Origin of the sequence: Caballeronia sp. GAFFF2 (assembly GCF_023631485.1) — a bacterium.
GTDB lineage: Bacteria > Pseudomonadota > Gammaproteobacteria > Burkholderiales > Burkholderiaceae > Caballeronia.
Genome location: NZ_JALQDA010000009.1, coordinates 192,230 through 216,575, shown reverse-complemented (window position 1 = coordinate 216,575; position 24,346 = coordinate 192,230). Strand labels below are relative to the sequence as shown.

General features: G+C 59.9%; 25 protein-coding genes and 2 tRNA genes. 9 read left to right on the top strand and 18 right to left on the bottom strand.

What is annotated here, in order from left to right; genetic code table 11:
- The first annotated feature begins 144 nt into the window (after nucleotides 1-144).
- Together NCT04_RS06405 and NCT04_RS06400 are read left to right on the top strand one after the other, a co-directional pair.
- Complete coding sequence (locus tag NCT04_RS06405) at nucleotides 145-561, top strand: hypothetical protein (protein ID WP_244827712.1); 417 nt, start codon at nucleotides 145-147, stop codon at nucleotides 559-561.
- An 89-nt stretch (nucleotides 562-650) separates the two neighbouring features.
- Nucleotides 651-727: transfer RNA gene (locus NCT04_RS06400), tRNA-Pro, on the top strand.
- 425 nt (nucleotides 728-1,152) lie between these two features.
- Here the strand turns inward: NCT04_RS06400 and NCT04_RS06395 are convergent.
- A complete protein-coding gene (locus NCT04_RS06395; protein ID WP_244827711.1) occupies nucleotides 1,153-1,605 on the bottom strand; it encodes a winged helix-turn-helix transcriptional regulator in 453 nt (150 codons plus the stop codon).
- Between the two features lie 124 nt (nucleotides 1,606-1,729).
- On the opposite strand from NCT04_RS06395, the gene NCT04_RS06390 reads away from it, so the two are divergent.
- Both NCT04_RS06390 and NCT04_RS06385 read left to right on the top strand, forming a co-directional pair.
- Nucleotides 1,730-2,365 carry an NADPH-dependent F420 reductase gene (locus NCT04_RS06390; RefSeq protein WP_250464432.1) on the top strand — a complete coding sequence of 212 codons (636 nt, stop codon included), beginning with the start codon at nucleotides 1,730-1,732 and terminating at the stop codon, nucleotides 2,363-2,365.
- 50 nt (nucleotides 2,366-2,415) lie between these two features.
- On the top strand, nucleotides 2,416-3,354 hold the full coding sequence (locus NCT04_RS06385) for an SDR family oxidoreductase (protein ID WP_250464430.1): 939 nt from the start codon (nucleotides 2,416-2,418) through the stop codon (nucleotides 3,352-3,354).
- A 60-nt stretch (nucleotides 3,355-3,414) separates the two neighbouring features.
- On the opposite strand, the gene NCT04_RS06380 is transcribed toward NCT04_RS06385, so the two are convergent.
- The gene (locus tag NCT04_RS06380) at nucleotides 3,415-3,783 is read right to left on the bottom strand and encodes a winged helix-turn-helix transcriptional regulator (protein ID WP_250464428.1); all 369 of its coding nucleotides are present in this window, start codon (nucleotides 3,781-3,783) and stop codon (nucleotides 3,415-3,417) included.
- 108 nt (nucleotides 3,784-3,891) lie between these two features.
- On the opposite strand from NCT04_RS06380, the gene NCT04_RS06375 reads away from it, so the two are divergent.
- From NCT04_RS06375 to NCT04_RS06360, 4 genes are all read left to right on the top strand, one after another.
- Nucleotides 3,892-4,626, top strand: coding sequence for an SDR family NAD(P)-dependent oxidoreductase (locus tag NCT04_RS06375; RefSeq protein WP_250464426.1), 735 nt, complete (start codon nucleotides 3,892-3,894; stop codon nucleotides 4,624-4,626).
- Between the two features lie 199 nt (nucleotides 4,627-4,825).
- Nucleotides 4,826-5,221: a nuclear transport factor 2 family protein gene (locus NCT04_RS06370; RefSeq protein WP_250464424.1), complete on the top strand. Its 396-nt coding sequence runs from the start codon at nucleotides 4,826-4,828 to the stop codon at nucleotides 5,219-5,221.
- Between the two features lie 533 nt (nucleotides 5,222-5,754).
- The gene (locus tag NCT04_RS06365; RefSeq protein WP_250464421.1) at nucleotides 5,755-6,363 is read left to right on the top strand and encodes a CatB-related O-acetyltransferase; all 609 of its coding nucleotides are present in this window, start codon (nucleotides 5,755-5,757) and stop codon (nucleotides 6,361-6,363) included.
- Between the two features lie 517 nt (nucleotides 6,364-6,880).
- Entirely contained in the window at nucleotides 6,881-7,288 is a 408-nt protein-coding gene (locus tag NCT04_RS06360; protein ID WP_244827705.1) for a hypothetical protein, read from the top strand.
- 1,386 nt (nucleotides 7,289-8,674) lie between these two features.
- Here NCT04_RS06360 and NCT04_RS06355 read toward each other — a convergent pair.
- The 14 genes from NCT04_RS06355 to NCT04_RS06290 form a co-directional block, all read right to left on the bottom strand.
- Nucleotides 8,675-9,058: a MerR family transcriptional regulator gene (locus NCT04_RS06355; protein ID WP_244827704.1), complete on the bottom strand. Its 384-nt coding sequence runs from the start codon at nucleotides 9,056-9,058 to the stop codon at nucleotides 8,675-8,677.
- Nucleotides 9,059-9,142: 84 nt separating this feature from the next.
- Complete coding sequence (locus NCT04_RS06350) at nucleotides 9,143-9,550, bottom strand: integration host factor subunit alpha (RefSeq protein ID WP_244827703.1); 408 nt, start codon at nucleotides 9,548-9,550, stop codon at nucleotides 9,143-9,145.
- 72 nt (nucleotides 9,551-9,622) lie between these two features.
- Nucleotides 9,623-12,055: a phenylalanine--tRNA ligase subunit beta gene (pheT, locus tag NCT04_RS06345; protein ID WP_250464419.1), complete on the bottom strand. Its 2,433-nt coding sequence runs from the start codon at nucleotides 12,053-12,055 to the stop codon at nucleotides 9,623-9,625.
- Between the two features lie 78 nt (nucleotides 12,056-12,133).
- The gene (gene pheS / locus NCT04_RS06340; protein WP_244827701.1) at nucleotides 12,134-13,147 is read right to left on the bottom strand and encodes a phenylalanine--tRNA ligase subunit alpha; all 1,014 of its coding nucleotides are present in this window, start codon (nucleotides 13,145-13,147) and stop codon (nucleotides 12,134-12,136) included.
- A 202-nt stretch (nucleotides 13,148-13,349) separates the two neighbouring features.
- A complete protein-coding gene (rplT, locus tag NCT04_RS06335; protein WP_050454097.1) occupies nucleotides 13,350-13,709 on the bottom strand; it encodes a 50S ribosomal protein L20 in 360 nt (119 codons plus the stop codon).
- A gap of 29 nt (nucleotides 13,710-13,738) precedes the next feature.
- Nucleotides 13,739-13,936, bottom strand: a complete 198-nt coding sequence (gene rpmI / locus NCT04_RS06330) for a 50S ribosomal protein L35 (protein WP_244827700.1) — start codon at nucleotides 13,934-13,936, stop codon at nucleotides 13,739-13,741.
- A 228-nt stretch (nucleotides 13,937-14,164) separates the two neighbouring features.
- Nucleotides 14,165-14,692, bottom strand: a complete 528-nt coding sequence (gene infC / locus NCT04_RS06325) for a translation initiation factor IF-3 (RefSeq protein WP_074168877.1) — start codon at nucleotides 14,690-14,692, stop codon at nucleotides 14,165-14,167.
- A 47-nt stretch (nucleotides 14,693-14,739) separates the two neighbouring features.
- Entirely contained in the window at nucleotides 14,740-16,647 is a 1,908-nt protein-coding gene (thrS, locus tag NCT04_RS06320; protein WP_244827699.1) for a threonine--tRNA ligase, read from the bottom strand.
- A 284-nt stretch (nucleotides 16,648-16,931) separates the two neighbouring features.
- Nucleotides 16,932-17,008 (bottom strand) — tRNA-Val (locus NCT04_RS06315).
- Between the two features lie 124 nt (nucleotides 17,009-17,132).
- Entirely contained in the window at nucleotides 17,133-19,355 is a 2,223-nt protein-coding gene (locus NCT04_RS06310) for a RelA/SpoT family protein (protein ID WP_250464417.1), read from the bottom strand.
- A 30-nt stretch (nucleotides 19,356-19,385) separates the two neighbouring features.
- Entirely contained in the window at nucleotides 19,386-19,736 is a 351-nt protein-coding gene (locus tag NCT04_RS06305; RefSeq protein WP_244827697.1) for a RidA family protein, read from the bottom strand.
- A 60-nt stretch (nucleotides 19,737-19,796) separates the two neighbouring features.
- Nucleotides 19,797-20,717, bottom strand: a complete 921-nt coding sequence (locus NCT04_RS06300; RefSeq protein WP_250464415.1) for an alpha/beta fold hydrolase — start codon at nucleotides 20,715-20,717, stop codon at nucleotides 19,797-19,799.
- A 172-nt stretch (nucleotides 20,718-20,889) separates the two neighbouring features.
- Complete coding sequence (locus NCT04_RS06295) at nucleotides 20,890-21,531, bottom strand: CoA transferase subunit B (RefSeq protein ID WP_244827695.1); 642 nt, start codon at nucleotides 21,529-21,531, stop codon at nucleotides 20,890-20,892.
- A 2-nt stretch (nucleotides 21,532-21,533) separates the two neighbouring features.
- The gene (locus tag NCT04_RS06290; RefSeq protein WP_244827694.1) at nucleotides 21,534-22,238 is read right to left on the bottom strand and encodes a CoA transferase subunit A; all 705 of its coding nucleotides are present in this window, start codon (nucleotides 22,236-22,238) and stop codon (nucleotides 21,534-21,536) included.
- A gap of 194 nt (nucleotides 22,239-22,432) precedes the next feature.
- On the opposite strand from NCT04_RS06290, the gene NCT04_RS06285 reads away from it, so the two are divergent.
- Nucleotides 22,433-22,978, top strand: coding sequence for a LuxR C-terminal-related transcriptional regulator (locus NCT04_RS06285; RefSeq protein ID WP_250464414.1), 546 nt, complete (start codon nucleotides 22,433-22,435; stop codon nucleotides 22,976-22,978).
- Nucleotides 22,979-22,988: 10 nt separating this feature from the next.
- Here NCT04_RS06285 and NCT04_RS06280 read toward each other — a convergent pair whose 3' ends face one another.
- Together NCT04_RS06280 and NCT04_RS06275 are read right to left on the bottom strand one after the other, a co-directional pair.
- A complete protein-coding gene (locus tag NCT04_RS06280; RefSeq protein ID WP_250464412.1) occupies nucleotides 22,989-23,420 on the bottom strand; it encodes an acyl-CoA thioesterase in 432 nt (143 codons plus the stop codon).
- Between the two features lie 28 nt (nucleotides 23,421-23,448).
- Entirely contained in the window at nucleotides 23,449-24,222 is a 774-nt protein-coding gene (locus NCT04_RS06275) for an SDR family oxidoreductase (RefSeq protein WP_244827691.1), read from the bottom strand.
- Nucleotides 24,223-24,346 lie beyond the last annotated feature (124 nt).

The window sequence follows — 24,346 nt, the reverse complement described above, 5'->3', positions numbered from 1 at the left end:
ATACTCGTATTCAAGCGCTGCTTGCCGTGTGTGAATATCGCGCCCAATTCCCGGTTTGGCCTTCCACGATCTGGTTATCACGGATTGTGACGATCGCCGCTGCGGAGGCTGGCTCTTTCACGCATCATCATTGGCTTAGCGCACATGGACTTCTTTCCCTGGCTCCCCTTGTTGTTCAACCTCTTGCTTCTGTGCGCGGTGATGTTCGTCTGCCGCACGATCAACGCAAGTCACGGCAAGCTGCTGTGGAATGGCGCACTCGTGTTCTTCATCTTCTGCTTTCTGGCAATGGCTCTCGACTTCGTACTGACGATGGTCTTTGCGTCCGCGAGTTTTCATGATCACACGCAGTATGAAAGCATCGCAACGCGGAGCAAGTGGAGCGAACGCGTGCTGAGTTACCTGATTCCTTGTGTCGTGTCGGCGTTGTTGGCACAGCGCTTTCGCAAGCGTCAGCGCGCAGCGCTTGCGCGCAAGCGGCGCGTGCCGACGCTGCGTAACAATGACGCGCCTGTTTCGATCAAGACTTCCCCTTACACGCAGTCTGAACTCAGGCTGTGAGCATTTTCGAGTAGATTCGACGAGTCCGAACACGAATTTCGTCGAAGCAGTTCTACTATTCGTTTCGCTCTGATATACTTTTGCTCTTTCGGGGCGTAGCGCAGCCTGGTAGCGTACCTGCATGGGGTGCAGGTGGTCGGAGGTTCAAATCCTCTCGCCCCGACCAAATTAAGCCCGCGTGATCTTTTGATTACGCGGGCTTTCTCATTTGTATGTCCATGGCGGAAGTAGCAGTTCTGACGGCTTCCAAAAGAACGCCGCCGAAGCGCACTGCGTACAGTCAAAATAGGCGTCCTGCGCGGCTGAATCTTCATCTCCGTCCTTCGCGCGCGTGGCGCGTGCTAGGGCGGACTGAAGGGCGTCGATGTAGTGGTCGCGCTTTCTTTTCATCCGTTATCGCGCTCGCCGTAATGTCTCAGACCGCGTACGGAATGGAGCCGAAGCCGGCGCGACTTTTCGCCCGCTCAGGCCGCTGAACCTCAGTCACGGTCTCCAGAACCGTTCTCGACATCGGGCCGCTATTCGCCGCACCTCTCGGCTAGTCATGCGCGCATCGTCTATCGACGTAGCACGGCATGCCTGCCGTCCTGTCTATTCCTTGCTCTCCGGAAACATACATCCGCCATTCCGAACCAGCGTCTTCACCTCTTCGCTCACCAGCAGGGGGCTTTGTCTTAATCGGGCAATGAAAGCCTTACTTCGCCGAACGTACGACTTTGAATCGTACTTCGCGCTCCATAGGACGATGTTCAGCACGACAGGGATGAGGTCCAAGCCCTTCTCGGTCAGCGTGTAGAAGTCACGGCGCCCATCGTCGGGGCTGGGCGCCCTCGAGAGAATTCCTTGCTCCTCAAGAAACGCAAGGCGGGACGCAAGGACATTGGTCGCGATTCCCTCTTCCGATCTCAGAAACTCGCCATACGTCTTCTTGCCAACAAAGACGATGTCGCGAATGATCAAGAGCGACCACCGGTCGCCAAAGATCTCCACGCCGTAGTTCACCGCGCAATGGGATCGAAGGTCTTCTTTGGATGTCGTCTTCATGGCCGAATATTAACATCGCTTGCATGAAGCAAGTAAATTTCCTCGTTTACTTGTTTTTTGCAAGTTATGTGAATAGGATGGTTGCTAGTGGTTACGAGCACCACCCAACTCACCAGGAGACTGCATGAGCACGATCAGCATCATTGGCACAGGCGGCATGGCCGCAGCGATCGGCGGCCTTGCCGCCAATGCGGGTCACATAGTCGAGGTAATGAGTCGCGACGCTGCCAAGGCGCGGGCGCTTGCCGAAAAATTTGGAGCCAACGCGACGACAGGAATGTTCGGCGTCGCCCCGGCCGGGGACATGGTCATCCTGGCGCTTCCCTACCCAACCGTTCTCGATGTGGTGAAGCAGTACGGGAACGAGCTTGCAGGCAAGGTTCTCGTGGACATCACCAATCCCATCGCCTCCGATCACGTGAGCTTCGTGACTCCGGGCGACAGCTTCGGCGCGCGGGAGATCGCCAAGGCCGCGCCTACCGACGCGAAAATCGTCAAGGCGTTCAACACCCTTTTTTCTCACGTCCTGGCTGCCGGTCCAGTAGAGGGCCGCCTGTTGGACGTGTTCATCGCCGGGGACGATGCACAGGCGAAAGCACGCGTCTCGGCATTCGTCGCGAGCCTCGGACTGCGCCCGATGGATACCGGGCCGCTGCTCATGGCGAAGACGCTGGAGCACGTCAGCCTGCTGTCGCTGGGACTGCTCACTCACTCCGTCAAGCACGCCAACTTCTCAATCGGCGTCAGCCTGTTCGGCTGATTGCACCCGCCACGACATCTCGCATCACATCTTCTGTAGGGAGCAATAACATGCACGTTTTCGTCACGGGCGGGACCGGCCATATCGGTTCGTACATCATTCCCGAGCTCATCGCCGCCGGCCACGAGGTAACCGGCCTCGCCAGGTCGGACAAATCCGCGGCGGCGGTGTCCGCGCTCGGCGCAAAGGTGCGTCGCGGCAATATCTCCGATCTCGATGAACTCAAGGCCGCGGCGTCGGAGTCAGACGGTGTCATCCATGTCGCGCATAGACAAGACCTGCTTCCCTCTGGCGGGCTCGATGCCGTGGCCGCCGCGGAACTCAAGATCATGCTTGCGTATGGCGACGCACTGGCCGGAACCGGCAAGCCGCTGGTCGTGTCGGCGAGCATCGGCTCACCCGGATGGGAAAGCCTCGGCCGGCCCGTCAGCGAGGACGACCCTGCCCTTCCGGCCGGCGATGCATACAAAGGAACCCTGCGAGTTCGTAACGTCGTGGAGCTCGCCGTGATCGCACTCGCGCAGCAGGGCGTGCGGTCTTCGGTCGTGCGGATTCCTCCCATCGCGCACAGCACGAGCGATGCAGGCTTCCTCCCGTTGCTGATTGCGCTCGCAAAGGACAAGGGCGTCATCGGTTATCCGGGAGACGGCGCAAACTTGTGGCCGGCCGTGCATGGCCGCGACCTCGCCACCTTGTTCCGTCTCGCGCTGGAGAAAGGTCCGGCTGGCAAAAGTTGGCACGGCATCGAGGGCGAGGGCATCGCTTTGCGCGAGATCGCCGAGGCCATCGGCAGCCGCCTGGGCCTGCCGGCCGTGAGCATTCCCATCGACGTGCTGATGCTGCCGGGATACTTTGGCTTCCTGACAAACCTGGTCACGCTGGACCTTCCGGCGTCCAATCTCATCACGCGTCAGGCTCTCGGCTGGAAGCCTGCCCAGCCCGGCCTGATCGAGGACCTCGACAATGGCCACTACTTCCCTGCTCTTTGAGTGGCGAAAACAGCGCGGGCACGTTTTGATAGCGCGTTAAACGTGGATGTCGGCTGTCTTTTATCTCAACCTGTCGCGCTCAGCGAGCATGTTCACCATTTCGGCCATATTCTCGGTTCCCCAAGTGCACAGCGGGACGATCTTGTCGGCCAGGCTTCGACCGAGCGGCGTCAGCGTGTAGTCCACGCGCGGTGGCACCTCCTGATAGTCGGTCCGCGCGAGGACGCGATCGGCTTCGAGTTCCTTCAATTGCTGGATCAGCACCTTGGCGCTGACGCCGTGGACATTGCGCTTGAGTTCGCCGTAGCGCTTCGGGCCGTCGAGCAGGAAGTACAAGATCAGTGGCTTCCATTTGCCCGCGATGATGCTGAGGGTCGCGGCTAGCCCGTAAGAGTAGCGGCCACCGCAGGTCGGAGAACAGTCGGTCATATTGTGGTTACCAAAAGGTGCATACTTGTTCTTAGGTTAGTCCAACCGCATACTTGTTTCAAGCAAGCAATTCCTGCTTCCGTACAACTTGAAAGAAGGATGCACGACATGACCAGACTCAACGGAAAGACGGCTGTCATCACCGGCGGCGCCACGGGCATTGGCCGCGCGGCAGCGAAGCGCTTCATCGAGGAAGGCGCTTTCGTCTTCATCTTCGGCCGTCGGCAAGACGCACTCGACGATGCCGTGGCCGACCTCGGGCCCAATGCCCGCGCGGTAAAGGGCTCGGTCTCGGATGAGGCCGACCTCGACCGACTTTATGCTGCCGTGAAGGACGAGCGCGGGACCCTCGATATCGTCTTTGCGAATGCCGGCGCGGGAAGCCAGCTAGCGCTCGGCAAGATCACCGCCGAGCACATCGACGAAGCCTTCGACACCAATGTGAAGGGTTCGATCTTCACGGTCCAGAAGGCGTTGCCGCTGATGCGCGATGGCGGTTCGATCATCCTGACCGGATCGAGCGCCGGCACTACGGGCGCTCCTGGAATGAGCGCCTACAGCGCGAGCAAGGCGGCCGTGCGCAACCTCGCGCGAACGTGGGCGGAGGACCTGAAAGGCACCGGCATCCGTGTGAACGTGTTGTCACCCGGGGCGACGGCAACCGAACTCGCGAAGGAAGCGCTGGGCGAGGAAGGCCAGAAGGCTTTCGCCTCGATGACTCCACTTCAGCGCATGGCCGATCCGGCCGAGATCGGAGCGGTGGCTGCCTTTCTCGCGTCGTCGGACAGTAGCTTCATGACCGCCAGCGAGGTGGCCGTCGACGGCGGCTTGGCGCAGCTTTGATGTGTTGTGGCGGCTCTGGCTAACGTCCTTCGCAGGGCCCCTTCAGTGGGCTTGTTGGTCGACGGCGGAAAGCGTGGGTCCTAAGTGCCGCGTGTTGGACTGCAAACCGCGCGGCACATCGATGGAGCAGAGGCCGTCCGACGTAAGAGCGCGACCTGTTCCAGTTGCGGGTCTGTGTCACAAACATGGAGCGATACCGATGAACGCACAAGCGAACGTCCAGGTCGTGAAGGATTTCTTTGCCGCGCTGGGCAGCGGCGATAAGCAAGCTTTGCTGGCCATTTCCGCAGAAGACATCGAGTGGATCGTTCCGGGCGAGTGGGCGCTGGCCGGCACCCACCGTGGACACGAGGACTTGGCGAACCTGTTGCAGAAGGCGTCCGAGATGGTGGATACGTCCTACCCCGCCCCGCCCGAATTCGTTGCTCAGGGTGACCGGGTTCTGGTCGTCGGCTTCGCGACGGGCAGAATCAAAGCCACGAACAAGACCTTCGAAGACCACTGGATCTTTGCCATCACCGTTCGCAATGGCAAGGTCGCGAGCATCCGCGAGTACATCGACACGCTTGCACTGGCCCGGGCCTCCGAACTTTAAGGCTAGTCGTTGTGTTGGGCGACGGAAGATCAGCAAGTCGCTGCGTTCGTAGTCTCCCCCGAGCTGGCTGATAGCCATCAACCTCGAAGAACTCATATTTGATAACTAGCAGCGGGATGAGCGGTTTCATAGTCGGATGCCTGCGCACTTCCGCGTCCAGCCAGGCGTGAGACGCCTCTTTACCTTCCGCCGCGCCGCTTCCGCAGCATCGTTTTGTGCGCCACCGACCGTCAGATACTTTCGCCCGCAATAGCGAGGAACCGTTCACGCTTTGCAGCGGGCTTCGTCATGGCGAGAGGAAGATCGGCTCTGTCTCACACATCAACGAATCCAAAGTCATTTCGCCCCGCTTGCTATCATGCCTGCCTGCGTGATGGCGGCTCGTGGTAGCGCCACAAGCCAAGCTCAAGTGTCTTCTAGCACGGGCCAACAGTGTGGATACGAAGGATTCGTGTGCACAGCGCCGTCCGGCTAATCGGCTTGACAACGACGACTTTCACAACGGCCCCAGCGCGCGAGACAGGTGATGAAGCATGAAGCCGCTATCTAAATTTTTTTCGAGAAAGGCCCCGCAACCGGCAGTCGAGGTTCCGTTACCGCCACCGGAAGTGACTGACGGACGGTTCTTTTTCCCAGTTCAGGAAATCAGAGTCGCGGTCGGTAACCACAGTCATATAAACCGACCAACCGTTTATTACTGGGGGGCTCCGTGTGCATTTGAGGTTGGGAATTACTGCTCAATTGCTCAGGGAGCAACATTCGTGTTAGGCGGCGAGCATCCGAAGCTTTCGTTGTCTACGAACACGACGCTGCATCAAATAAATGCTTCCAATAGATGGAAGGGAGACGTCGTCATTGGCAACGATGTCTGGGTCGGCGCAAACACCACCATCCTTTCAGGCGTTACGATCCACACCGGAGCGATCATCGGGGCGGGCGCCACGATCAGCAAAGATGTTCCTGCTTACGCGATAGTCGTCGGTAATCCGCAGCGCGTTCTGCGTTATCGCTTCGAGCCAGACGTGATAGCCCGATTACTCGACTCACGTTGGTGGGAACACAATCCGGAGACGTTGAATCCGCTCTTGATGAAAAGCACAGATATAAATGATTTTCTAATGCTGTTTGAGAATTCGGTTTGAGGGATGGCGAATTCGTTTGGCGTCTTGTTCATTTGCTTCTCGTTCAACGATGGGAATGTGTCTCTGAAGGACCATGGTGATGAAGCCGCACTGCCCTCTCTACAAAACTCCTGTAGGCGTGTCCGATACTGGCTCCGCTTGCGGCATCGACGCTTTGCCGATCCTAGCTGTACTCTCTTGTGCGGAATCGCCTTGCCCGTTATCGCCGAGCAGATCCTACTGCCAAAAATCATTTGACCCAGGCGCTTCGATGCGGACAACCGCTTCTTCGCGCAATCTATCGACAAATCATCGGATCAGTTCGAGCGGCCACGATTGTTAGGCACACGCAGTGTTTGCCGTTGCACCTTGATCGCCACCTGAAAGACCGCGAGGCACGCGAGTGTCATGCAAATCACGCCAAACTTTCGACAGGCCTGACGCTGATTGCGGCGTTTCGTTAAGTGGCGCACTCAACTTCTAACCAGACTGCCTCATATTCCGATCATCATCATTAGATAAAAAATCGGGGCGTGCCGTGTCAGCCATTCTCTCAGTTGTCGTCCGCGGTGCCACCGCCAGCCTCCACTATCTCGGGCGTCGAGACAAGAAGCCGGAGGTGACAGCGGATGCACTCGCACATGTCTATCGTGAAGTGCTCGGAACGCTCGCCGAGCTTTCGGGCGTTGTGTTCCGAGTCATGTATCAGACTGATCCTGAACGGCCTTGGCCCAAAGCCGTGCTTGAGGAACTAGAACGCAAGCACGCTGAAATCAAAGACCTGGCGAACACCTCCGGCCATCTGCTGCAAGTGGATGCCCTTGAAGCCTTGCAATTCATCGCCAATGGCGAGGCACGTCAGGCCGGCATGCAACAGTTCCTGGAAGCTATCGACGCCGCACATCAGGTAGTCAGTCGACAGTGCCGTCTTGCTCAACAGAGCTGATCTAGCGATTTCAAGCGTTGTCGTAATGCAATGGTCACTCGGCGCCAGGCGCCTGTAGTGATGAAGCCTCTTGCTCAGCGAATACCGTCCTTCGTCAATCGACCGTCGGGCAAGGACCACCGTCGCACATCCTGGACTTTACGAATGCATCGCCGCCAGAGAATTGCCGTGCTGCTCGAGATGGGCCGACTCGTCGTGCGAAACCCGAGAGTTGCTTATCCTCTTCTCACCGTGCTCTCCCGCACGTGCGCGGAAAAATGGGCAGCAGTCGCCACGCCGAAGTTCATACGCGAAAATGGGCGCGCTAAAACGTTCAGATAGGTTTGCGCGCTGCATGCAATGCAAAAAACACTGAACTCGCGGCGTTCGCGATGATTGGCCGTGCCTGCCTTAACGCGATTTTGACGCGACGCTCAACGACCCGCTCACCGCATAAAAAAAGCAAGGCACCGAACCAGCGGGTAGAAGCTCGACGGACTCATCCGCCGTTAGTCCGCACAGAAGCGCTATTTTGTCCGGTCGATGCATCGCGATTTCTGCGGCGTATGGATAACGAAGAACAGTCGACGCATTTCACAATACTGTCGCCCTAATCAAACTTTCCGAAGCGCTATGGCACCGCTTGCTTCACAGCACTTGAAAACTTGTCGCTGCTTTTCTAAATTGCGCATGACTTTGCACGCTGAAAAGTAGTTCGAAAAGCAAACGTTTGCGGTATGCTCGCCGAAACCGTCAGGAGTTTGTTCCGAAGCGCTTGGATTCATCGGTTTTCACTGTAGATCAGAAACGAGAAAGTATCGTCTCCCTAAGGCAACTGCCCGCTTTTACTCAGACTTAAAAGGCACAAAAACCACTTGTAACTCAGGCCCTTAAGCTCTAATCTTAAAGTGACGTATAAGGAACGCCGCCTGATGCCTTCGCTTGCCCTCGCGCCTGTCGTTCAAAGGCAACCGCTGTCAGCCCGAACTTCCAGCTTGCGTCTCGAAGTCGCAAGATGGTTCGTTTCGGTGTCATCCGCGCGCGTTACACGGTTCGGCCGCATCTATCTGGGCGGGAGCCGCTATGTATGTGTGAGCGCATGCAAGAATGGCGGGCGCTTTGCGCTGTACTTCTTCCATCACGGACCTGATGACTGGCGTATCTATCCGCCTATGGGTATGGGGCCCAGCCTTGTGTACTGGTCGGTTGGTGTAGAGGCGCCAAGCGTGAACCTGACCGTCGGCTGATAGATCCAACCCATGCTTTGTGATTCGCCATTGCGCGGGTAGAACGGCACCATACAGCCCATGTTCCTCGCGCAGTCGCACTCAGAACGCAATGCACACAGACCAAAAAAATGCCGCGAGTCCATCGCGGCATTGGTCACTCCTACAAGACAAGCGGCATTCAGCCACCGAGCAAATCGATCACCTGCGTGATCTCCTTGCGCAACTGATCGACATCGACGCCCGCTGAAGGCGCAGCCGCTACGCCCTCGATATCTTCGGCTTCGGCGTCATCGCTGATCGGGCGGCCTTGCGAATCAAGCCGATTACGCGCGCCGTTGATGGTGAATCCCTGCTCGTATAGCAGTTCGCGAATCCGCCGGATCAGCAGCACTTCATGATGCTGATAGTAGCGCCGATTGCCGCGCCGCTTGACCGGTCTCAGCTGCGTAAACTCCTGCTCCCAATAGCGCAGCACGTGCGGCTTGACACCGCACAGCTCGCTGACTTCGCCAATCGTGAAATAACGCTTGGCCGGGATCGGAGGCAAGACGACTTTTTCCATCGTCGATCAACCATCTTGGTGAGTGATGTCGATGAAGCACGGCAAGCAAAAGCGATTCGCGCGATGTTCAGCGCATGAGCGAATTCAACGCGTGAGACCTGACTCCGCTCCCGTTTCCACCAGCGCCTTCAACTTCTGACTTGCATGAAATGTGACGACCCGCCGTGCCGCGATAGGAATGGCTTCGCCAGTCTTCGGATTGCGTCCCGGACGCTGCGGCTTGTCGCGCAACTGGAAGTTGCCGAAGCCGGAGAGTTTGACGCTATCGCCGCTTTCGAGCGCGTCGCGAATGACTTCGAAGAAGGCTTCGACCATGTCTTTCGCTTCGCGCTTGTTCAAGCCGACGTGGTCGAACAGCATCTCGGCCAGTTCGGCTTTCGTGAGCGTGGGCGTGTCATTGGACACGGCGCCCGAAGTCGGGATATCTCGGGTCATGGCGCTACGCTGCGCCGAAAGAAGGGCTTCGAAATCACTCGAGTTCATTTGGTTCATATCGGTAAAACGGCGGACGACGATGAAGACGGACTAAGCCAACTGCAGGCCAACTACATGCCCAACCGCAGGCTATCCGCGCAACCGCGCGCCGTGTACTCGAGCCAGGCGATCCACCAGCGTTTTGATGGCCGTATCGACCGTTTCATCCTGAAGCGTGCCGCCAGTATCTTGCAACGTAACACGGAAGGCAAGACTTTTCTCGTGCTCCGCCAACCCACCGGAAGTATTTGATTTTGGACGAAATTCGTCGAAAAGCGCAACCCTTGTGACGTGCTTGCAGGCAGGTTCGGAACGGGCATTTTCAAGCTCGTCGAGCAACGCCTGGAGCGGTACTTTCTGATCCACGACGACGGCGATATCACGCCGCACGGGCGGGAATTTCGACACTTCCGAAGGCGCCGGCAGCGCGCGATCCATCAACGCGTCCGCTTCGATTTCGAAGAGGATCGGCGCATGCGGCAGGTCGTACTTTTGCTGCCAGCGCGGATGCAGTTCTCCGATCCAGCCCACCGCCCGGCCCGCCACTTCGACACGCGCGCTGCGTCCCGGATGCAGCGCCGGATGCTCCGCCTTCACGAAGCGCGGCACGACGGGAGCGAACAGCGCTTCGACGTCGCTCTTCACGTCGAAGAAGTCGACGCTGCGCGACGGCGCGCCCCATTGCTCGTCTAGCGCGGGACCGTAGGCGAGACCGCCGATCATCTTCGGTTGCGCGAAACCTTCGACAGCCAATTCGCCCGCCGTAACCGATGCATCGCGCAGAAACACACGCCCGGCTTCGAACAAGCGAATACGGTCCGCGCGCCGGTTGAGGTTGTAGCGCAGCACGTCGATCAGACTGCCGAACAGCGTCGTGCGCATGACCGAAAGCTGACTCGCGATCGGATTGATAAGCTTCACCGGATTGTCGTTGCCGGCGAAATCCTTCTCCCAGTCGGCATCGACGAAACTGAAGTTCACGGTCTCCGAATAGTCGCGCGCGGCCACGGCATGACGCAATGTGTGGATTGAGCGCTTCGTTTCGTTCGTGCGCCGCATTTCGCTGGCAGCAACCGGCGGGCGCGCGGGAATTTTCTCGAAACCGTAGATGCGCGCGACTTCCTCGATCAGATCTTCCTCGATCTCGATATCGAAGCGATAAGCCGGCGGCGTCACGCTGAAGGTATCGCCGTCGCGCTCGAAAGCGAGATTCAGACGCGTGAAAATCTGTGCGATCTCGTCCACGCTAATGTCCACGCCGATAATGCGGTGCGCGCGCGACACGCGCATGGTCACCGGATGACGCTCGGGCACGTTGACGGTCTGATCGTCCACCGGGCCGGCTTCGCCGCCGCAGATGTCGAGGATCAATTGCGAAATGCGTTCGATATGCTCGACAGTGGTCGAGTAATCGACACCGCGTTCGAAGCGATGCGCGGCGTCCGTCGAGAAGTTGTATTTGCGTGCACGGCCGCGAATGGCGTCCGGCCACCAGAAGGCGGCTTCGAGATAGATGTTGGTGGTATCGAGCGTGACAGCCGTACTGTCGCCGCCCATGATGCCCGCGAGGCTTTCGACCTGCGCGCCGTCCGCGATCACGCCGACGGTTTCATCCAGTTCGATAGTGTTGCCGTTGAGCAGCTTGAGCGATTCGCCCTTCTTGCCCCAACGCACTTCGATACCGCCGTGAATCTTGTCGAGATCGAACACGTGCGAGGGACGGCCGAGTTCAAGCATCACGAAATTCGAGATATCGACGAGCGCCGAGATGCTGCGCTGACCGGCGCGTTCGAGGCGCTCGACCATCCACTGCGGCGTCTTCGCGCGCGCGTTCACACCGCGAATCACGCGACCTGAAAAGCGGCCGCACAGATCCGGCGCGAGGATCTTCACTGGCAGCTTTTCGTCGAGCTTGACCTCGACCGGCGGCATGTCGAGCGACTTCAACGTCGCGCCCGTGATCGCGGCGGTTTCGCGCGCGACGCCAAAAACCGAAAGGCAGTCCGCCTTGTTCGGCGTGAGCTTGATCTCGAAGACGGTGTCGTCGAGATTGAGCGCTTCGCGAATGTCTTGTCCGATCGGCGTATCGGCCGGAAGGATCAGCAAGCCGCTATGGTCTTCCGAGAGCTTCAGTTCGCGCGCCGAGCACAGCATGCCCTGGCTTTCGACACCGCGCAGCTTCGAGAGCTTGATCGCGAAAGGCGCGCCACCGGCTTCGGCAGGCGGCAACTCCGCGCCGACCAGCGCGACTGGCACCTTGATACCGGGCGTCACGTTCGGCGCGCCGCACACGATGTTCAACTGCTCGCCCGTGCCGGCATCGACCTGACAGACGTTGAGCTTGTCGGCGTCCGGATGCTTCGCCACTTCCAGCACTTGTCCGACGACGATCTTCTTGGTCGGCGGCGCGACCGGCCTCAGGTCTTCGACTTCTAGACCGGCCATCGTGAGTGCGTGCGCAAGTTCGTCGGTCGTGAGTGCGGGATCGACGAAGCTTCGGAGCCAGGATTCTGGGAATTGCATGTGTGTCTACGTTCGAATGAGGTGGTGACTCTCGCCCGGTTGCTGTTGCCAAACCGGGCTCCGCGGGCCGTGCGGCGTTTAAGCGAACTGGCGCAGAAAACGCAGGTCGTTCTCGAAGAACAGACGCAAGTCCTGCACGCCGTAACGCAGCATGGCGAGACGCTCGAGGCCGCTACCGAACGCAAAACCGATATAGCGCTCCGGGTCGAGCCCCATGTTGCGGATGACGGTCGGATGTACTTGACCCGAGCCGGAGATTTCCAGCCACTTGCCCGCGTTCTTGCCGTGTTCGAACATCATGTCGATCTCGGCCGACGGCTCCGTGAACGGAAAATACGACGGGCGGAAGCGCACGAGAATGTCGTCGCGCTCGAAAAACTTCTTGAGGAAATCGGTATAGACGCCCTTCAGGTCCGCAAAGCTGATGTTCTCTTCGATCCACAGGCCTTCGACCTGGTTAAACATGGGCGAATGCGTGGCGTCGCTGTCCACGCGATACGTGCGGCCCGGCACGATCACCTTGATCGGCGGCTTGTTCATGCGCGCGTAGCGCACTTGCATCGGGCTCGTGTGCGTGCGCAGCAACAGCGGGCGGCCTTCGGCATCTTTACCGTCGACGTAGAAGGTGTCCTGCATCGAGCGCGCCGGATGGTTCTCAGGGCTATTGAGCGCCGTGAAGTTGTACCAGTCGGTTTCGATCTCGGGACCGTCCGCCACATCGAAGCCGATCGTGCCGAAGATGCGCTCCACGCGCTCCCACGTGCGCATGACCGGATGCAACGTGCCCGTGCTCGCGCCGCGTCCGGGCAAGGTAACGTCGATAGCTTCGGCAGCGAGCCGCTGGTTGAGGAGCGCGTCGGCCAGCGCCTGACGACGCGCGTTGAGCGCCGCTTCGACTTGCTGCTTGGCCACGTTGATCCGCGCGCCTTCGGTCTTCTTCGCCTCCGGATCGAGCTTGCCGAGACCCTTCAGCAGTTCGGTCAGCGCGCCGGATTTGCCGAGAAAGCGGGCCTTCGCGTTTTCGAGCGCGGCGGCGTCGGAGGCTTCTTCAAAGGCGCTTTTTGCGTCGGCGACAATCTGGTCCAGATCCATTGATCCCATCTTTTCAACGTCGAAGTTCTAATTGAATTACGGTTTGGCTTATGCGCACGATTGGTTCGTACGCCTCACATGCGATAAGCAAAACCGTCCGACCAACAAAAACGGGGCTCGGTGAGAGCCCCGTTTTCTACCTTCGCGCCACCCTGAACAACCGGACGACGCTCAGGCGAACCACGCAGTACTAATTTCGCAATTAGGCTGCAACGGCGGCTTTCACCTGATTCACGATCGCAGCAAAAGCAGCCTTGTCGAACACAGCCATGTCGGCCAGCACCTTACGGTCAAGTTCGATCGAAGCCTTCTTCAGGCCGTTGATGAACACGCTGTACGTCATGTCGTGCTGACGCACCGCCGCGTTGATACGCGTGATCCACAATGCGCGGAACACACGCTTCTTGTTGCGGCGATCGCGATAGGCGTATTGCCCTGCGCGCATGACCGCTTGCTTGGCGATGCGGTAGACGTTATTGCGACGGCCGCGGTAACCCTTGGCCAGACGGATGATCTTCTTGTGACGGGCCCGTGCGGTAACCCCACGTTTTACTCGAGGCATGTTGCGCTCCTATGAGTGTCGGTTAAGGGTTAAGCGAACGGCAACATTGCGCGGACGGAGTTCAGATTTGACTCATGAACGGCCGTCGTGCCACGCAAATGGCGTTTGTTCTTGGTGGTTTTCTTGGTAAGAATGTGGCGCTTGAAGGCCTGACCGCGCTTGACGGTACCGCCCGGACGCACCACGAAGCGCTTTGCAGCACTCTTCTTGGTCTTCATCTTCGGCATGAAACTACTCCAGTTTATTAGATGGTCATGGGTGTGCGGATGATCCGTCAAACAAACATTGGACCCCTTGCCGCCCTTCGAAACCCACGCTCCACTTATGTGCGGACAGCCTTTTGTGGCTACCGCTTTTCATGAGCGGCGTCACCAAAGTGACGCCAGCCCTGAAACCACCTGCGATGCCGCGCTCACGCTTTTCACGGCGCGCGATCCAACGCTTTACGACGCTCGTTACTTACCCTTTTTCTTCGGGGCAAGCACCATGATCATCTGACGCCCTTCCATCTTCGGCATTTGCTCGACCTGACCGTATTCGTCCAGATCCGTCTTCAGACGTTCGAGCATGCGCATGCCGATTTCCTGGTGCGCCATTTCCCGACCGCGGAAACGCAACGTGATTTTCGTCTTGTCGCCGTCTTCGAGGAAGCGCGTGAGGTTACGCAGCTTGACGTTGTAATCACCGTCGTCCGTGCCGGGGCGGAATTTGACTTCCTTCACCTGCACGATCTTCTGCTTGAGCTTCGCCTCGTGCTGCTTCTTCGCTTCCGAGTACTTGAACTTGCCGTAATCCATCAAACGGCAGACAGGCGGTGAAGCCTGCGGCGCGATTTCGACCAGATCCACGTCGAGCTGTTCCGATTGACGGAAAGCCTCGGCCAGTTTCACGATTCCGAGCGGCTCGTTGTCCACTCCGACCAAGCGCACTTCCGGCGCAGTGATTTCACCGTTGATGCGATGTGACGACTTATCAGTAGCGATGTTACGTTTCCTCTAAAAATAAAAAGACTAGCCGCGCTGCGAGTGACTTACTTGAACGCCCGCACTTCCTGCTGCAGACGTTCGAGGAATGCGTCGACCGGCATCACGCCCAGATCGACACCGCCACGAGCACGCACGGCTACGGTTTGTGCATCACGCTCTTTGTCTCCGACGACCAGCAAATACGGAACCTTTTGCAGCGTGTGCTCGCGTATTTTATAGCTAATCTTCTCATTGCGCAAATCGCTCTCAACTCTAAGCCCTTGTTTTTGCAACGATTGGGCCAGAGAAGCCGCATATTCGGCCTGACTTTCGGCAATATTCAGCACGACTGCCTGCACAGGCGCGAGCCACGGCGGCATTGCACCGGCGTGGTGCTCGATCAGGATGCCAAGGAAACGCTCCATCGACCCGACGATGGCGCGATGGAGCATGACCGGACGGCGGCGGCTGTTGTCCTCGCCGACGTACTCCGCGCCGAGACGCTCCGGCAACACCATGTCGAGCTGCAGCGTACCGCATTGCCAGGACCGGCCGAGCGCGTCCTTGATGTGGTACTCGATCTTCGGACCATAAAACGCGCCCTCGCCCGCGAGTTCTTGCCACTGCAGGCCGCACGCGGTGAGCGCGTCACGCAGGCCTTGCTCCGCGCGATCCCAGGTTTCGTCGGTACCGGCGCGCTGCTCCGGACGCAGCGACAACTTGATGTCGATGTGATCGAAGCCGAAGTCCTTGTACACGCTCATCGCGAGCGTATTGAACGCGATCGATTCGGCGATGAACTGATCTTCCGTGCAGAAGATGTGCGCGTCGTCCTGAACGAAACCGCGCACGCGCATGAGACCATGCAACGCGCCCGACGGCTCGTTGCGATGGCACGATCCGAACTCCGCGTAGCGCAGCGGCAGATCGCGATACGACCGAAGGCCGTGATTGAACACCTGCACGTGGCCCGGGCAGTTCATCGGCTTGATGGCGTAGTCGCGCTTCTCGGACTCGGTCGTGAACATGTTCTCGCGATAGTTCTGCCAATGGCCGGACGCTTCCCACAGCGAGCGGTCCATGACCATCGGGGTCTTGATCTCGAGATAGCCGGCCTCATTGATCCGACGGCGCATGTACTGCTCGACCTGCTGCCACAGCGACCAGCCCTTCGGATGCCAGAACACCATGCCCGGCGCTTCGTCCTGCAAATGGAACAGGTCGAGCTGCTTGCCGAGCTTGCGATGATCGCGCTTCTCCGCTTCTTCGAGCATGTGGAGATACGCTTCCTGGTCTTCCTTCTTGGTCCAGGCGGTGCCGTAGATACGCTGCAACTGTTCGTTCTTCGAGTCGCCGCGCCAGTACGCGCCCGCGACCTTCATGAGCTTGAAGACCTTCAGCTTGCCGGTGGACGGCACGTGCGGACCACGGCACAGGTCGGTGAAGCCGCCGTGCGAATAGAGCTTGATTTCGTCCGAAGCCGGGATCGATTCGATGATCTCCGCCTTGTACTTCTCGCCGATGCTCTTGAAGTACTCGACCGCTTCGTCGCGCGACACCACGCGCCGCGACACGGGCTCGTCTTTCTTGACGAGGTCCTGCATGCGCTTTTCGATCTTCTCGAGGTCTTCGGGCGTGAAGGGACGGCTGTACGCGAAGTCGTAATAGAAGCCGTTGTCGATGACCGGCCCGATGGTCACCTGCGCCTCGGGGAACAAGTCCTTGACCGCGTAGGCCAGCAAGTGCGCGGCGGAGTGACGAACGACATCGACGCCTTCCGGGTCTTTGTCCGTGACGATGGCGAGCGACGAATCCTGGTCGATGACAAACGACGTGTCGACGAGCTCGCCGTTGAGCTTGCCGGCAAGCGCGGCCTTGGCGAGACCCGCGCCGATCGATGCCGCGACTTCCGCGACGGTCACCGGGTGGTCGTATTGACGGACCGACCCATCAGGCAAACGTACCGAAACCATTTCGTTCTCCAAGACGCCAGCTCACGCCAGGCGAGTTCGACTAAAACATGCCGCTCGATACCGTGCAAAACCCGAGAGACAAAAAAAATGCGGCCCCGCTATCGAGGGGCCGCATTCACTTTTCACACATACCGCAAACAGATTGGCAGAAGGCGAATTAGGTCCTCGACTAGCGTCGCTCCGAAGTTGTTTCGGTCAACGTTCGACGTGCCATATTTTTTCGCCTTGTGCGCAATGCGCTTCTTGCGGATTGAAGACTCGGCGGACCGAGGCTTCGTTTTCGTTGGTAGGCTCGATTGGACTCGAACCAACGACCCCCACCATGTCAAGGTGGTGCTCTAACCAGCTGAGCTACGAGCCTGAAAGAAGTGAGATTATATGGAGCGTTTCGATTTTTGGCAAGTGCATCTGTGCGATGAATCGAAAAATTATTCGTCGATCCGTTCAACTTTTCGCGCAGCGACGCTCCCGGCCGTAGCTTGCGTTCAGGCTCGGCGCGCCGCGCGGATCACGCCCACGACTTCCCCGAGCAAGGTGCACGCACGTTGAATCTGCATCGCGTTGGACACTTCCACGGTGAACTGCATGTAGGCCACGTTGCGCCGGCTTTGCGTCTTCACGCCTATCACGTTGATCTTTTCGCGCGCGAAGACTTCAGTGATGTCGCGCAATAGTCCCTGCCGATCCGCCGACTCGACCGACAAATCCACCGGATACACCGACGACCCGCGCCCGTTCATCACCTGCGCCGACCACGTCGTATGCAGCACGCGCTCGGGCGAACGCTGCGCCATGCGCTGGAACGTCGCGCAATCGGACCGATGAATGGACATGCCCTTGCCGCGCGTGACGAACCCCGCGATAGGGTCCGGCGGCGCCGGGCGGCAGCAACGCGCGAGCTGCGTGAGCAGCGCATCGACCCCGACGACCAGCACGCCCGTCGACGCCCCGAGCGCCACGCTCTGTCCGCTGCTGCGCTTTTCGAACTGCTCGGGCGTTTCGAGTTCGGGCTCGGGGGGCGGCGTATCGCTCAAGGCCTGTTCGATATTGCGCAGGCTGAATTCGTCCTTGCCGACGACCGAGTAGAGATCCTCGGGCGCCTTGAAGCCGAGCTTGCTCGCGAGCTGATCGAGATTGACCGAGGTCTTCCCTTCGCGCTGCAGCGTCTTTTCGACGATCGCGCGACCTTCCGCGATGTTCTCCGCCGCATCGATCGTGTTGAACCACGCGCGCACCTTCTGCCGCGCGCGCGGGCTGTGCAGATAGCCGAGCTGCGGATTGAGCCAGTCGCGCGACGGGCCGCCCTCCTTCACCGCGACGATCTCGACCGTCTGCCCGTTTTGCAGCGGCGTGTTGAGCGGCACCATGACGCCATCGACACGTGCGCCGCGACAGCGATGCCCAAGCTCGCTATGCAGGTGATACGCGAAGTCGACCGCTGTCGCGCCGTGCGGCAACGCGATTACGCGCGCCTGGGGCGTCAGCACATAGATGTGGTCGTCGTCGAGCGTGGCGTCGCGCAACTGCTGCCAACCGGGCTGCTCGCCTTCGACATCGTCCTTCCAGGCAAGCAACTGGCGCAGAAAGGCGATTTTCTCGTCGTACTTCTCGCTTGCCGTGACCTGGCCCGCGTAGCCGCGCGTGCCCGCTTCCTTGTAGCGCCAGTGCGCCGCCACGCCATACTCGGCGAACTGATGCATCTCGTAGGTACGGATCTGCACTTCGAACGCGCGCCCGTCGTCGCCGATCACGACCGTATGCAGCGACTTGTAGCCATTCGGCTTGGGCCGCGAGATGTAGTCGTCGAACTCGCGCGGCACCGGCTGCCACAAGTTGTGCACGATGCCGAGCACGGTATAGCAGTCCTTGATGTCCCCGACGATCACGCGAAACGCGCGCACATCGTTCAGTTCGGAGAAGTCGAGATGCTTGCCGCGCATCTTCTTCCAGATGCTGTAGATGTGCTTTGGCCGGCCGCTGACTTCGGCCTTGATCTGCGCGGTATCGAGTTCAGTTTGCAGCCGCGCGATGGCGTCCGTGACATAGGACTGGCGCTCCACGCGCTTCTCGTCGAGCAACTTCGCGATGCGCTTGTACGTGACCGGGTCCTCGAAGCGGAACGACAGGTCTTCGAGCTCCCACTTGAGTTGCCAGATGCCGAGACGGTTCGCGAGCGGCGCGTAGATTTCCATGGTCTCGCGCGGCACATCGGGCGAGGGATCGATCTTGTTGGCCGCGTGATAGCGCAAGGTTTGCAGGCGCGACGCGAGGCGAATCAGCACCACGCGAATATCCTGCGCGAAAGCAAGCAACATCTTGCGCAATGATTCGACTTGCGCGCGCCGCGCGGCCTGTGCGTCGCGCGTGTTCTCGGGCAAGTCCGCGAGCGTGGCGCGCGAACTGACGGAGCCGAGACGCAAGAGCTTGCGCACATCGCCGACGAGCCGCTGCACTTCCGCGCCGAAGCGCTCCTCGATGACCTTCTCCGGGTCGTCCAGATGCGGCGTCAACACGAAGAGCGCCGCAGCGGCGATCGCGTGAGCGTCGACGTTGAGCGTCTGCATGATGCGCGCCGTGCCTTCCGCGTGCTCGGTGAGCAGTTCGCCCGTCGACACGCGCGCATCCTTCGCGTGCTCGCGGATGAACGCGAGCGCATCGTCGATGGATGGCTCCGGCAAGGTGTCGGCGATAACGGCGGACTCGGTCATGCGCGAATGACTGCTCTTCGGCGAACCTGCTTAGCGCTGCGCCGCCACGACGACGACTTCCACCAGGCATGCGGGGTTCGCGAGCTTCGCTTCGACGGTAGCGCGCGGCGGCGTGTTGCCCGCGGCGACCCACGAGTCCCACACGGCGTTCATCGCGGCGAAGTGCACCATGTCGGAGACGTAGATTTGCACCGACAACAGATGCGACTTGTCGCTGTTCGCTTCTTCGAGCAAACGGTCGATATGGCCGAGCACTTCGCGCGTCTGGCCGGTGATGTCCTGGTCGGTGTCCTCGGCGATCTGGCCCGCGAGATACACGGTGCCGTTGTGGATGGCGATTTCCGAAAGCCGTGCGCCGACGTGATGACGAGTAACTGCCATATGCGTTCCTGTTCGATAAAGATGCAAATTGGGATAAAGCGCCAGGCGCTCAGCCCGATATTATGCCGCGCCCGCGTCATTTCCGAGAAAGAAGGCGCGCGCGGTGGCGATCTGGTCCGCCGCGAGGAAGGCCGGCGCGTGTCCGGTATCCGCCACTTCGACGCTCGTGACCGCCTGCCCTTTCGACACCATTCGCTTGACCGTCTCGCGCGACAGCAAGTCCGAATGCTCTCCTCTCACGACGAGCACCGGCGTCTTGAACGAGGCCAGCGCATGCCACAAGTACGCTTCACCCGCCGCGTTCTGTTCGGGCGTCGACGCCTTGAACGGCTTCGCGATGTCCGGGTCGTAGCGAAAGCGCCACGCGCCGTCCTTCTCGTGCAGAAGCGGCGTATTGATGCTTGCCCACTCCTCGTCCGTGAGATTGCCGAACGAAGCCGCAAGCGCGGCGGCGTGCCGCACGCCTTCATCGAGCGAGGCGAAGCGCGTGGGCTTGCCGAGATATTCCCCGATACGCGTGAGCGCGATGGGCTCGATATGCGGTCCCACGTCGTTGATGAGCATCTTGCGAATCGGCGTATTCGGCAAGCCGCCGAGCGCCATGCCGATGAGTCCGCCCATCGAGGTGCCGAACCAGTCCACCGTTTCCACGTTCAGACGCGCGATGAGCGTCACCATGTCCGCGACGTACTGCGGCACGCCGTAATGGCGCGGGTCGGCGAGCCAGTCCGACAGGCCACGCCCGACGACATCCGGACACACCACGCGATACTCGTTTGCGAGCACCTGCGCCACCTTGTCGAAATCGCGGCCCGAGCGCGTCAGGCCATGCACGCACATCAGCACGCGCGGATTGGCGGGATCGCCCCATTCGGTGTAGGCCATGCGATGCAGGCCGGCCGGGCTCGCACACTGCACGAAACGCTGGCGCGGCACGGCGGCCGCCGGATGTGGCGCTTCGACGACGATGGATGTGCTCATGGGTATTCCTCGCAGGAAGATGTCGAATCGATTGTAAGCGCCGCGCGCGAAACCGACTGAACATCGGCCGAACGGACGACCCCTTGACCACGGTGATCAAAAACAAAGCGGGCGAAGCCTCGCAGCCCCGCCCGCCTTTCCTCGTCGAAAGACGCCGCTTTACTCAAGCCGATTACTTCACGCCGCTGACATCCAACGGCGCGCCGGTCTTTTGCTGAATCTCCTCGGCACTGACGCCATCGGCCAGTTCGACGAGCTTGAGACCATTCTCGGTCACGTCGATCACGCCGAGGTCCGTAATGATGCGATCCACCACGCCCACGCCCGTCAGCGGCAGCGAGCATTCTTCGAGAATCTTGTGCTGGTCGCCCTTCGCGACGTGTTCCATCAGCACGACGACTTTCTTCACGCCCGCTACGAGGTCCATCGCGCCGCCCATGCCCTTGATCATCTTGCCGGGAATCATCCAGTTGGCGAGGTCGCCCGTCTTGCTGATCTGCATGGCGCCGAGAATCGCCAGGTTAATGTGGCCGCCGCGGATCATCGCGAATGAATCCGCCGACGAAAAGATCGACGAGCCCGGCAGCGTGGTCACCGTCTGCTTGCCGGCGTTGATGAGATCGGCGTCCACTTCTTCTTCGGTCGGCGACGGGCCGATGCCGAGCAGGCCGTTCTCCGATTGCAGCCATACTTCCATGCCGTCCGGCACATGGTTGGCAACGAGCGTCGGCAAGCCGATGCCGAGGTTCACATAGAAGCCGTCCTGCAATTCCTTCGCCGCGCGCGCGGCCATCTGGTCACGAGTCCAAGCCATGGTCATTCTCCTTTCGCGCGGACGATACGTTGCTCAATGCGCTTTTCAGGGTGCGCATTCAGGACGAGCCGCTGCACGAAGATGCCCGGCGTATGGATGTGATCGGGGTCGAGCTCGCCCACTTCGACGATCTCTTCCACTTCGGCCACGGTGATCTTGCCGGCCATGGCGCACATCGGATTGAAGTTGCGCGCCGTGCGGCGATAGATGAGATTGCCCGATTTGTCGGCTTTCCATGCCTTCACGATACCGACGTCCGCTGTCAGCGAATGCTCGAGCACGTAATGGTTTTCGCCGAACTGACGCGTTTCCTTGCCGTCCGCGATCACGGTGCCGAAGCCCGTGTTCGTGAAGAACGCCGGGATGCCCGCGCCGCCCGCGCGCAGTTTTTCGGCGAGCGTGCCTTGCGGCGTGAATTCGAGTTCGAGTTCGCCGGCCAGATACTGCCGCTCGAATTCCTTGTTTTCGCCCACGTAAGACGAAATCATTTTCTTGACCTGACGTGTTTCGAGCAGGAGGCCGAGCCCGAAGCCGTCGACACCCGCGTTGTTGCTGATGCAGGTGATGTCCTTCACGCCCGAGTCGCGCAACGCCGCGATCAGCGCTTCGGGAATGCCGCACAGCCCGAAACCGCCGACGGCGAATGTCTGCCCGTCCTTGACGATGCCATCGAGCGCCGCCTTCGCGCTGGGATAGACCTTGTTCATCTGATTGTCCCTTCCATTTGTGAACCCGACTGAAAACCGGCTTTTCTTGGCCGCCGTGGCATGCAAGGCGGCGTTTAGACTTGGGCAAAGATTACGCTTAGCGATCCATCCGGCACAATACGCAAAAATACATAAGTCTTTGCCCGCGCCCTTTGGTTCCGTCCGGGAGCGAAGCACGGGCGCACCTTTTCCTCATGCCTGAACTGGACTACCAAACCGCGTTTCATCTCGCGCCCGTTGGCCTCGTGCTTTCGCGCGAGCGCATCATCGAGGACTGCAACGAGCAGGTCTGCGCCATGTTCGGCTTCGAGCGCGCGGCGCTCATCGGCGAGTCGTTTCAGGTGCTTTATCCGAGTCCGGACGAGTTTGCGCGCATCGGCGAGCGTATTGCCGCGCATATCAGCACGCAAGGCACCTACAGCGACGATCGCATCATGAAGCGCTCGGATGGGGAAATGTTCTGGTGCCACGTCACCGGCCGCGCGCTGGAGCGCGACGCACCGCATGCGGCGGGCGTCTGGACTTTCGAGGATTTGAGCGCGACGCGGCGTGTGGCCATAGAACTGACGCCGCGCGAAAGGGAGATCGCCGCGCAACTCGTGACCGGCAAGACGAGCAAACAAATTGGCCGCGTGCTCGACATTAGCCCGCGCACGGTCGATATCTACCGCGCGCGGCTCATGCGCAAATACGATACGGGCAACGCGACGGAGTTGCTGCAGCGCCTGCTCGGCAACTGAGCGCGCACGCTCATAGTGCGGGCGCAGCCGTCTCGATGATCTGACGAAGCAAGTCCGGCAGCGGCACGGACTTGCCCGCCTTGTAATCCACCCACACGATCTTGGCCGCGCCCTTTGCAAAGAGCTCACCGGGCGCGTCGTCGCGATACAGCTCGAAGTGCGTTTCCAGGCTGCTGCGTCCAGGCTTGCCGACCGACATGCGGCCGATCACGTTGCCCGGATAATGCAGTTGCTGCAGGAATTCCATCGACGCATTGACGATCACCGGCCCTTGTCCCTCGGCGTTCGATCCGACGATGCCGAGCTCTTCGAACCACGAAATTCGCACCTGCTCCATGTAGCGGAAGTAGACGGTGTTGTTGACGTGCCCGAAGGCGTCCATGTCACCCCAACGGATAGGCATGGAAAGTTCGAAGACGGTGTGAAAAGGGTTGTTGCTCATGTTTGCCTGTTCGAGAAAGCGCGCGCGCTCAGAGCGAAAAACCGTCGTCCGCCGAGATGACCGCGCCGTTCATGAACTGCGATTCGTCGGCGGCGAGCAAGAGCAGAAGGCCGTCGAGGTCGCCGGGCGAACCCACGCGGCGGCGCGGCAGCATCGACACGAGCTTCTGGCCTTGCTCGGTTTTCCAGTGATGGTGATTGATTTCGGTGTCGATATAACCCGGGCAGATGGCGTTCACATTGATGCCGTGGCGGCCCCATTCGAGCGCCATGGCCTTGGTCATCTGCACGACCGACGCCTTGCTCATGGCGTAGAGGCCGATCTGCGGAAACACGCGCAGTCCCGCCACCGAAGCCACGTTGATGATGCGATACGCCGGCTTGGCCGCGCCGCTGCCGCGCATGATCATGCGTTTGGCCACTTCTTGCGCCACGAAAAACGCGCCGCGCACATTGGTGCCGAAGACGTATTCGTAGTCGGAGGGCGTGACGTCGGTCAGCTTCTGCGTGGTCGAAACACCCGAATTATTCACGAGGATGTCGATGGTACCGGCTTCCGTCTCCGCATGCGCGACCGCCGACTTGATGCTCTGATAGTCGGTCACGTCCAGCGACACGACATGCGCCGCGCCACCCGATGCCTCGATTTCCGCGCGCAATTCCTTGAGACGCTCGGTGCGACGGCTCGCCAGCACCACTTTCGCGCCGGCTTGCGACAGTACTTGCGCAAAACGCTTTCCAAGTCCACTGGACGCGCCGGTAATCAGCGCGACCTTGCCTTCCAGATTGATCGAACGGCCCATTGTGCTTCCTTCTTTTACGGTTGATTCGGCCTTACGCGGCACGCGGCATGCGCCAGTCCGCTAGTGGCATCGACACCGATTTCGCGGCGCCGTCTAGAATAGTACGATCGTACTCGATCAGACA